Annotated in this window: 2 protein-coding genes; both read left to right on the forward strand. The window is 72.9% G+C overall.

Features of this window, described 5'->3' with window-relative positions:
* Positions 1 to 6: 6 nt before the first annotated feature.
* Positions 7 to 8,310 (forward strand): type I polyketide synthase, encoded by an 8,304-nt coding sequence (locus tag AB0950_RS40065; protein ID WP_366780777.1) that lies wholly within the window; start codon positions 7 to 9, stop codon positions 8,308 to 8,310.
* 67 nt (positions 8,311 to 8,377) lie between these two features.
* On the forward strand, positions 8,378 to 9,078 hold a 701-nt coding region (locus AB0950_RS40070; RefSeq protein WP_360163105.1), incomplete at its 3' end, for a beta-ketoacyl synthase N-terminal-like domain-containing protein.

Raw genomic sequence — 9,078 nt, forward strand, 5'->3', positions numbered from 1 at the left:
CTGCACGTGGACGAGCCGTCCTCGCACGTCGACTGGTCGGCGGGCGCTGTCGAGCTGCTCACCGAGGTTCAGGAGTGGCCGTCGTACGAGGACCGCCCGCGCCGCGCCGCCGTGTCCGCGTTCGGGCTCAGCGGCACCAACGCCCACGTCGTCCTGGAAGAAGCGCAGACCGACGACGCCCCCGCCCTGGCGGACCTGCGGCCCCCGGCCGACGTCGTACCCTGGACGCTCTCCGCACGCAGCGACGAAGCCCTGCGCGCCCAGGCCGCCCGGCTCACCGCCCACCTGCGGGCCCACCCCGGCACGACCCCCGCACAGGTCGGACACGCCCTCGCGACGTCCCGAACCATGTTCGAACACCGGGCCGTCGTCGTCGGCGACGACCGCACCGCCCTCCTCGCCGCCCTCGACGCCGTCGGCCGCGGCGAACCGACCCCAGGCGCCGCCGTCGGCACCGCAGGCACGGAGGGCGGCGTCGCCTTCCTCTTCGCCGGACAGGGCTCCCAGCGCCTCGGCATGGGCCGCGAACTCCACGCCGCCTTCGACGTGTTCGCCGACGCCTTCGACGCAGCCTGCGCCCACCTCGACAACGAACTGGGCCGCTCCCTGCGCGACATCGTCTTCGGCGACGACGAAGCGGCCCTGAACCGCACCGAGTTCACCCAGCCCGCCCTGTTCGCCTTCGAAGTCGCCCTGTTCCGGCTGCTGGAGTCCTGGGGCGTCCGCCCCGACGTCCTCGCCGGGCACTCCATCGGCCAGCTCGCCGCGGCCCACGTCGCCGGCGTGTGGTCCCTGGAGGACGCCTGCCGCCTCGTCGCCGCCCGCGGCCGGCTCATGCAGGCCCTCCCCGAAGGTGGCGCCATGGTCGCCGTCGAGGCGTCCGAGGACGAGGTGCTGCCCCTGCTCGCCGGACTGGACGCCGAGGTCGGCATCGCCGCCGTCAACGGGCCCCGCTCCCTCGTCGTCTCGGGCACCGAGGACGGCGTCTCCCGCGTCGCCGGACACCTCGCCGGGCTCGGCCGCCGCACCACCCGGCTCCGCGTCAGCCATGCCTTCCACTCGCCGCTGATGGAGCCGATGCTGCGGGACTTCCTGCGCGTCGCCGAGAGCCTCACCTACCACCGGCCGCACATCCCGATCGTCTCCGACCTCACCGGCACCCTCGCCGACCCCGGCGAACTGTGCGCCGCCGGCTACTGGACCGCCCACGTCCGCCAGCCCGTCCGCTTCGCCGACGACATCCGCCGCCTACGCGAACAGGGCGTCACCCGCTACCTCGAACTCGGCGCCGACGGCACCCTCACCGCCCTCGCCCGCGCCTGCCTCCCCGACGACCCCGCCACCGGTCCCGCCGCCGCCGCCCCGCTGCTCGTGCCCGCGCTGCGCAAGGACCGCCCCGAGGTCCCCAGCCTGTACGACGCCCTCGCCCGGCTCCACGTCCACGGCGTCGACGTCGACTGGACCCCGGCGTTCGGCGCCGCGCCCACCGCGCCGGCGGTCGACCTGCCGACGTACGCCTTCCAGCACGAGCGCTACTGGCTCGACCACGCCACCGCCCCCGACAGCGCCGAAGCGCCCACCGCGCGGACCGCCGCCGACACCGTCGACGACCGGTTCTGGGAAGCCGTCGAGTGCGAGGACGTCGACGCCCTGACCGAGACCCTCGGCGTGCGGGCCGAACAGATCGACGCGGTCGTCCCCGCCCTCGCGTCCTGGCGCCGGCGGCAGCGGCAGCAGACCGCCGTCGACGCCCTCTCCTACCGGGTGACGTGGCAGCCAGCCGCCCCCGAACCCCCCACCGCGGACACCGAACCGGCGGACAGCCGCTGGCTGCTGCTCCTGCCGGGCAACCCCGACGGAGACGACCCGGTCCCGGCGGCCGTCGTCACGGCCCTGGGCGGCCCCGACCGCGTCACCACCGTCGAGGTCACCGGCGACGACCGCACACACCGCGCCGCACTCGCCGCCCGGCTGCGCGCGGCGACCGAGCAGCACCCCGTCCGGGGCGTGCTCGCCCTCACCCACCTCGCCGGCACCGACAGCGAAGGACTGCCCCTCGGCCCCGCCGTCATCGCCACGCTGCTGCAGGCGTGCGGGGACGCCGGTGTGGGCGGCCGGGTGTGGGTGCTGACGCGGGGTGCGGTGTCGGTGGGCCGTTCGGACGGTGCTCCGGATCCGGTGCAGGGTGCGGTGTGGGGTCTGGGCCGGGTGGCGGCGTTGGAGTACCCGGACCGTTGGGGCGGTCTGATCGACATGCCCGACACCCTCGACCGGCGCGCCACGGCCCGCCTCACGGGAGTCCTCCTCGGCGCGGGCCCCGAGGACCAGCTGGCCGTCCGCCCCTCGGGCGTCTTCGGCCGCCGCCTCGAACGCGTCACCCCGGCCGCCGAGGCCGCCGCGTGGCAGCCGCGCGGGACGGTGCTCATCACCGGCGGCACGGGCGCGCTGGGCGCACGGGTGGCCCGCTGGGCCGCGGAGCAGGGTGCCGAGCACGTGGTGCTGGTCAGCCGGCGCGGCATGGACGCGCCGGGCGCGGCCGGCCTGCGGGACGAACTGCAGGCTGCCGGTGCGCGCGTGAGTGTGATAGCGGGTGACGTGGCGGACCGCGAGGCTCTGGCCGCACTCCTTGCCGAGCACCCGGTTGATGCTGTGGTTCACACGGCGGGCGTCCTGGACGACGGTGTGATCGACGCTCTGTCCCCGGAGCGGTTCGCGCGCGTCCTGCGCACCAAGGCGCTGGGCGCGCTGCATCTGGACGAGCTGACCCGCGACAGCGACCTGGACGCGTTCGTCCTCTTCTCCTCCATCGCCGGCACCCTCGGCACCTCCGGCCAGGGCAACTACGCGGCGGCCAACGCCTTCCTCGACGCGCTCGCCGAGCGCCGCCGCGCGGCCGGACTGACCGCCACCTCTATCGCTTGGGGCCCGTGGGCCGACGGCGGCATGGCCGACGAGGAGGTCGTCGCCTGGCGCATGCACCGCGGCGGTGTCCTTCCCCTGCAGCCCGCCCTCGGCATCCTGGCCCTGCAACGCGCCGTCGGCGCACCCGGGGCCGCCGTCATGGTCGCCGACATCCACTGGGGCGAGTACGCGCCCCCCTTCACCATGACCCGGCCGAGTCCCTTCATCGAGTCGCTCCCGGAGGCACGGGCCGCCGTCGAGGGCGCGGGCGCCGCCTCCGAGCGCTTCGGCCGCGGCGACGGCTCCGGCCTGCGCCACCAGCTCACCGGACTGACCCCGGCCGAGCAGGAACGGGTCCTCCTCGAAATGGTCCGCCTGTGCGCCGCCGGCGTCCTCGGCTACTCCGGCGCCTCCGCCGTGCCCGCCGAGCGCGCCTTCCGCGACCTGGGCGTCGACTCCCTCACCGCGGTCGAACTCCGCGGCACCCTCGCCATGGCCACCGGCGTCCCCCTCGCCGCGACCGTGGTCTTCGACTACCCGACGCCGGTGGCGCTGGCACGGTATCTCCGGGAGCAGCTGCTGGGTGAGCTGGCAGAGGCGGATCCGTCGTCGGCCGGCGCCGCGCATGCCTCGGACGATCCGGTGGTGATCGTGGGGATGGCGTGCCGTTTCCCGGGTGGGGTGAGTGACCCGGAGGGGTTGTGGCGGCTGCTCTCGGAGGGCGGTGACGCGGTGGGCCCGTTCCCGGCCGACCGCGGCTGGGACCTGTCGACCTTGTACGACCCGAACGCCGAACGTCCTGCCACGAGTTACGTGGACGTGGGTGCCTTCCTGGACGAGGCCGACCTCTTCGACGCGGGGTTCTTCGGGATGAGTCCGCGGGAGGCGTTGGCGGCGGATCCGCAGCAGCGGTTGTTGTTGGAGACGTCGTGGGAGGCGTTGGAGCGGGCGGGTATCGCTCCGGGTGGTCTGCGGGGCAGTCGTACCGGTGTCTTCGCCGGTACGAATGGTCAGGACTACACGGGTGTGCTGTTGGCCTCGGGTGAGGACTTCGAGGGTCATGTGGGCACGGGTAATGCGGCGTCGGTGTTGTCGGGCCGGGTGTCGTATGTGCTGGGGCTTGAGGGTCCGGCGGTGACGGTGGACACGGCGTGTTCGTCGTCGTTGGTCGCGTTGCATCTGGCGGTGCAGGCGCTGCGTGCGGGTGAGTGCGACTTGGCGCTCGCGGGCGGTGTGACGGTGATGTCGACGCCGGGTGCGTTCGTGGAGTTCTCCCGGCAGCGGGGGCTTGCCGTGGATGGTCGGTGCAAGGCGTTCGCGGAGGGTGCGGACGGCACCGGCTGGGGCGAGGGCGTTGGTGTCCTTGTCGTGGAGCGGCTCTCCGACGCGCGCAGCAACGGGCACCGGGTGCTGGCGGTGGTGGCCGGTTCGGCGGTGAACCAGGACGGTGCCTCGAATGGTCTGACGGCGCCGAACGGTCCTTCGCAGCAGCGAGTGATCCGGGCGGCCCTCGCGAGCGCCGGGCTCAAGCCGTCGGATGTGGATGCGGTGGAGGCGCACGGCACGGGTACGTCCTTGGGTGATCCGATCGAGGCGCAGGCTTTGATCTCCGCCTATGGCCAGGATCGTGAACGGCCGTTGTGGCTGGGCTCCGTGAAGTCGAACATCGGTCACACGCAGGCCGCCGCCGGTGTCGCTGGTGTGATCAAGATGGTGCTGGCGATGCAGCATGGCGTGCTACCGCGCACGCTGCATGCGGAGGAGCCGTCGTCCCGAGTGGACTGGTCGGCCGGCGCCGTCGAACTGCTCACCGAAGAGCGGGACTGGCCCGATTCCGGGCGTGTTCGCCGGGCAGGTGTGTCAGCGTTCGGTGTCTCCGGGACGAATGCCCACATCATCCTTGAGCAGCCGGTCGCGGAGGAGCGCACGGTCGTTGAGACCGGTCCGGTGCCGTCGTTGGTGCCGTGGGTGGTGTCCGGGCGCAGCCGTGAGGCTCTGCGGGCGCAGGCCGGACGGCTGGCGGAGTTCGTGTCCGAGTGGGCCGGGGTGTCGCCGGTTGCGGTGGGTGCGGCGCTGGTGCGGTCGCGGTCGGTGTTCGAGCACCGGGCCGTGGTGTGGGGTGCCGACCGGGAGGAGTTGCTGAGCGGCCTGCGGTCCGTTGCCGCCGGTGAGTCGGCCGGCGTGGGTGCGGTGATCGGTGACGTCGGTGAGGGCGGTCGTACGGCCTTCCTGTTCGCCGGGCAGGGAGCGCAACGCCTGGGCATGGGTCGGGAGTTGTACGACGAGTACCCCGTCTTCGCGGACGCCTTCGACGCTGTGTGCGCTCACCTGGACACCGAACTGCCGCGCCCGTTGCGGGAGGTCGTGTTTGGCGAGGACGCCGACGCGCTGAACCGGACTGAGTACGCCCAGCCCGCGCTGTTCGCCTTGGAAGTCGCGTTGTTCCGGTTGCTGGGGTCGTGGGGTGTGCGCCCGGATGTGCTGGCGGGTCATTCGATCGGTGAGATCGCGGCCGCGCATGTGGCTGGTGTGTGGTCGCTGGCGGATGCGTGCCGTCTGGTGGCAGCGCGTGGGCGGTTGATGCAGGCGCTCCCGGCAGGGGGTGCGATGGTGGCGGTGCAGGCCTCGGAGGAGGAGGTGCTGCCGCTGCTGGGTGAGCAGGTGGGCATCGCGGCGGTCAACGGGCCTCGCGCGCTGGTGATTTCGGGTACGGCAGAGGCCGTGGAGGAGATCGCCGAGCGCTTCCGCGCCGAGGGCCGCAAGGTCACCGCTCTGCGCGTGAGCCACGCCTTCCACTCCCCGCTCATGGAGCCGATGCTCGCCGACTTCCGCAAGGTCGCCGAAAGTCTGTCGTACGAGCAGCCGCAGTTGCGGATCGTCTCGACGGTCACCGGTGAGGAGGTCACCGGCGACGAGCTGACCTCGCCGGACTACTGGGTGCAGCATGTGCGGGCGACGGTGCGCTTCGCCGATGCCGTACGGGCCCTGGACGTGCACGGTGTCCGTCGCTACCTCGAACTGGGCCCCGACGGCACCCTGACCGCGCTCGGGCAGACCGTGCTGGACGACAGCACCGGGCCGGACGATGACGCGCCGGTGCTGGTGCCCGCCCTGCGCAAGGACCGCCCAGAGGCGGGCTCGGTGCTGGCCGCGCTGGCCGCTCTCTTCGTGTCGGGCGGTGAGGTCGAGTGGTCGCGGGCGTTCCCGGCCGTGGAGCCGGTGGAGCTGCCGACGTACGCCTTCCAGCACCAGCGGTTCTGGCCGGCTCCCGCGCGACCGGAGGCCGTCGCCGGTACGGGTGGTGAGATCGACGCCCGGTTCTGGGAGGCGGTCGAGCGGGAGGATCTGGAGTCGCTGGCGGGGGAGTTGGACCTGGAGCAGGATGTCGTGGGCGCGGTGCTGCCCGCCCTGACCTCCTGGCGCCGCCAGCGGCGTGAACAGGCCGAGCTGAACGGATCCCGGTACCGGGTGCGCTGGCAGTCGCTGACCGGTCTGCCGCGCTGCGTCGCGCTGTCGGGCCGCTGGCTGCTGGTCGTCCCCGACGGTCTCGCCGGGGACGCCTGGGCCGTGTCGGTCCGGGAAGCCCTGACGACTGCGGGCGCCGACGTCGAGCTGCTGACGCACGAGACCGGCGCGGACCGCGCCGAACTCGCCGGGCGCCTTGAGGGTGTCGGCTCAGTCGCCGGTGTGGTGTCCCTGCTGTCCCTCGTCGGTCAAGTCCGGGGTGATGGCGTGCCATTGGCCGTGTCCGCCTCGGCGGCACTGGCACAAGCCCTGGGTGACTCGGGCGTGACGGCACCGCTGTGGGTGGTGACCCGTGCCGCTGTGTCGGTCGGCGGGTCGGACGCGGCGGTGGACGCGGTGCAGGCCGCTGTGTGGGGCCTGGGCCGTGTGGCCGCGCTGGAGATTCCCGGACGCTGGGGCGGCCTCGTCGACCTCCCCAACTCCCTTGACGCGGACTCCCGTTCCGCACTGGCGGCGGTTTTGGCTGGTGTGGGTGATGAGGATCAGGTGGCGGTGCGGGCGTCGGGGGTGTTCGGCCGCCGGCTGGAGCGGGTGCAGGCGGCTGCCGCGGATGCGGCTGTGTGGCGGCCGCGTGGCGCCATCCTGATCACCGGGGGTACGGGCGCGTTGGGCGCCCGTGTGGCCCGCTGGGCGGCCGAGAACGGTGCCGAGCACCTGCTGCTCGTCAGCCGCCGTGGCCTTGATGCCACGGGCGCCGCTGAGTTGCGGGATGAGCTGGTGGCCACCGGCGCGCGGGTGACGGTCGCCGCCTGTGATGTGGCCGATCGCCAAGCGGTGGAGGCTCTTCTGGCCGAGTATCCGGTGGATGTGGTCGTGCACGCGGCCGGTGCGGTGGTGAATGTGCCGCTGGAGGAGATGACGGCCGAGGAGCTTGCCGAGGTGTGGGCGGGCAAGGTGACCGGTGCCGTGAACCTGGATGCTGCGTTGGGGGAGCGGGCGCTTGACGCGTTCGTGGTGTTCTCTTCCATCGCCGGTGTGTGGGGCAGTGGTGGTCAGGCCGGTTATGCGGCGGCCAATGCCTTCCTGGACGGGCTGGTGCAGGCGCGTCGTGCGCGTGGGCTTGTGGGTACGTCGGTGGCGTGGGGGCCGTGGGCCGAGGGTGGTATGGCGGCCGGCGTGGAGGCTGTGGAGGCGTTGCGGCGGCGGGGTCTGGTGGCGTTGGAGCCGGCGCGTGCGGTGCGGGCGCTGGGCCGGGTCGTGTCCGGTGTCGAGCCGGTGGTCGTGGTCGCGGATGTGGACTGGGCCCGGTTCACCCCGGCGTACACCAGCGTGCGTCCCAGCGCCCTGCTGACGGGGGTACCCGAAGCACAGGCGGCCACCGCCGAGAGTGCCGCTCCGGTCGCCGACGAGGTTTCCGCCACGGCTCTGCGCGACCAGCTCGCCGGACAGCCGCAGGACGAGCGCCGGCAGGCCCTGCTCGACCTGGTGCGCCGGCGGGCGGCGCAGGTGCTGGGACACGGCGATCCCGGGGCCGTCGGATCCGCGCAGGCCTTCCGGGAACTCGGCGTGGACTCCCTGACCGCCGTGGAGCTGCGCAACCGGCTCTCCGCCGACGCCGGAGTGAAGCTGCCCAGCACCCTCGTCTTCGACCACCCGACGCCGCGTCACCTGGCCGCGTTCCTTGACGACGAGCTGTTCGGCGGGGAGGCGGCCGACGCGGAGAGTGCGCTGGTCGCCGAGCTGGACCGGCTGGCCGCCACGATTTCAAGGCTTTCCCCAGAGATGGGCGTCAGGGCTCTCGCCCAGGCACGTTTGCGCAGCATGCTGGCGGAGCTGGGTGATCAGAACGAGGCCGATGCCAAGGCCACTGTCTCCCAGCAGCTCGAGGCGGCGTCGGACGACGAGATCTTCGACTTCATCAATCGGGAGCTCGGCCGGTCCTGAACGCCGGCGTCGCAGCCGCAGCAGGCCGAACCGTTCCTACCGCCAACAACGTATGGGGCAAGTTCCAATGGCGAATGAAGACAAGCTCCGGGACTACCTCAAGTGGGTCACCGCCGACCTCGCCGAGACGCGGCGCCGGCTTCAGGAGCTGGAGTCGCGTGGGGACGAGCCCATTGCGATCGTCGGAATGAGCTGCCGCTTCCCGGGCGGGGTGCGGTCCCCCGAGGACTACTGGCAGCTCCTGTCCGACGGGGTGGACGCCATCTCCGCATGGCCCACCGACCGCGGCTGGGACGTCGAGGCCCTGTACGACCCGGACTCCCGCCGCCAGGACGGCAGTTACGCCCGCGAGGGCGGCTTCCTGACCGGCGCCGGGGACTTCGACGCCGCCTTCTTCGGTATCTCGCCCCGTGAGGCCGTCGCCATGGACCCGCAGCAGCGGCTGCTGCTGGAGACGTCCTGGGAGGCGTTCGAACACGCGGGCATCGACCCCGAGTCGGCGCGGGGCGGTCGCGCCGGTGTGTTCGTCGGCGCCAGCAACCAGGAGTACGGCGCCGGCCTGACCGACGTCCCGGACGACGTGCGCGGCCATCTGCTCACCGGCAACTCGACGTCGGTGGTCTCCGGCCGCGTGTCGTACGTGCTCGGGCTTGAGGGTCCGGCGGTGACGGTGGACACGGCCTGCTCGTCGTCGCTGGTCGCGTTGCATCTGGCGGTGCAGGCGCTGCGCAATGGTGAGTGTGATCTGGCGCTGGCCGGTGGTGTGAC

Source organism: Streptomyces sp. NPDC007189, assembly GCF_040703635.1.
Taxonomy (GTDB): domain Bacteria; phylum Actinomycetota; class Actinomycetes; order Streptomycetales; family Streptomycetaceae; genus Streptomyces.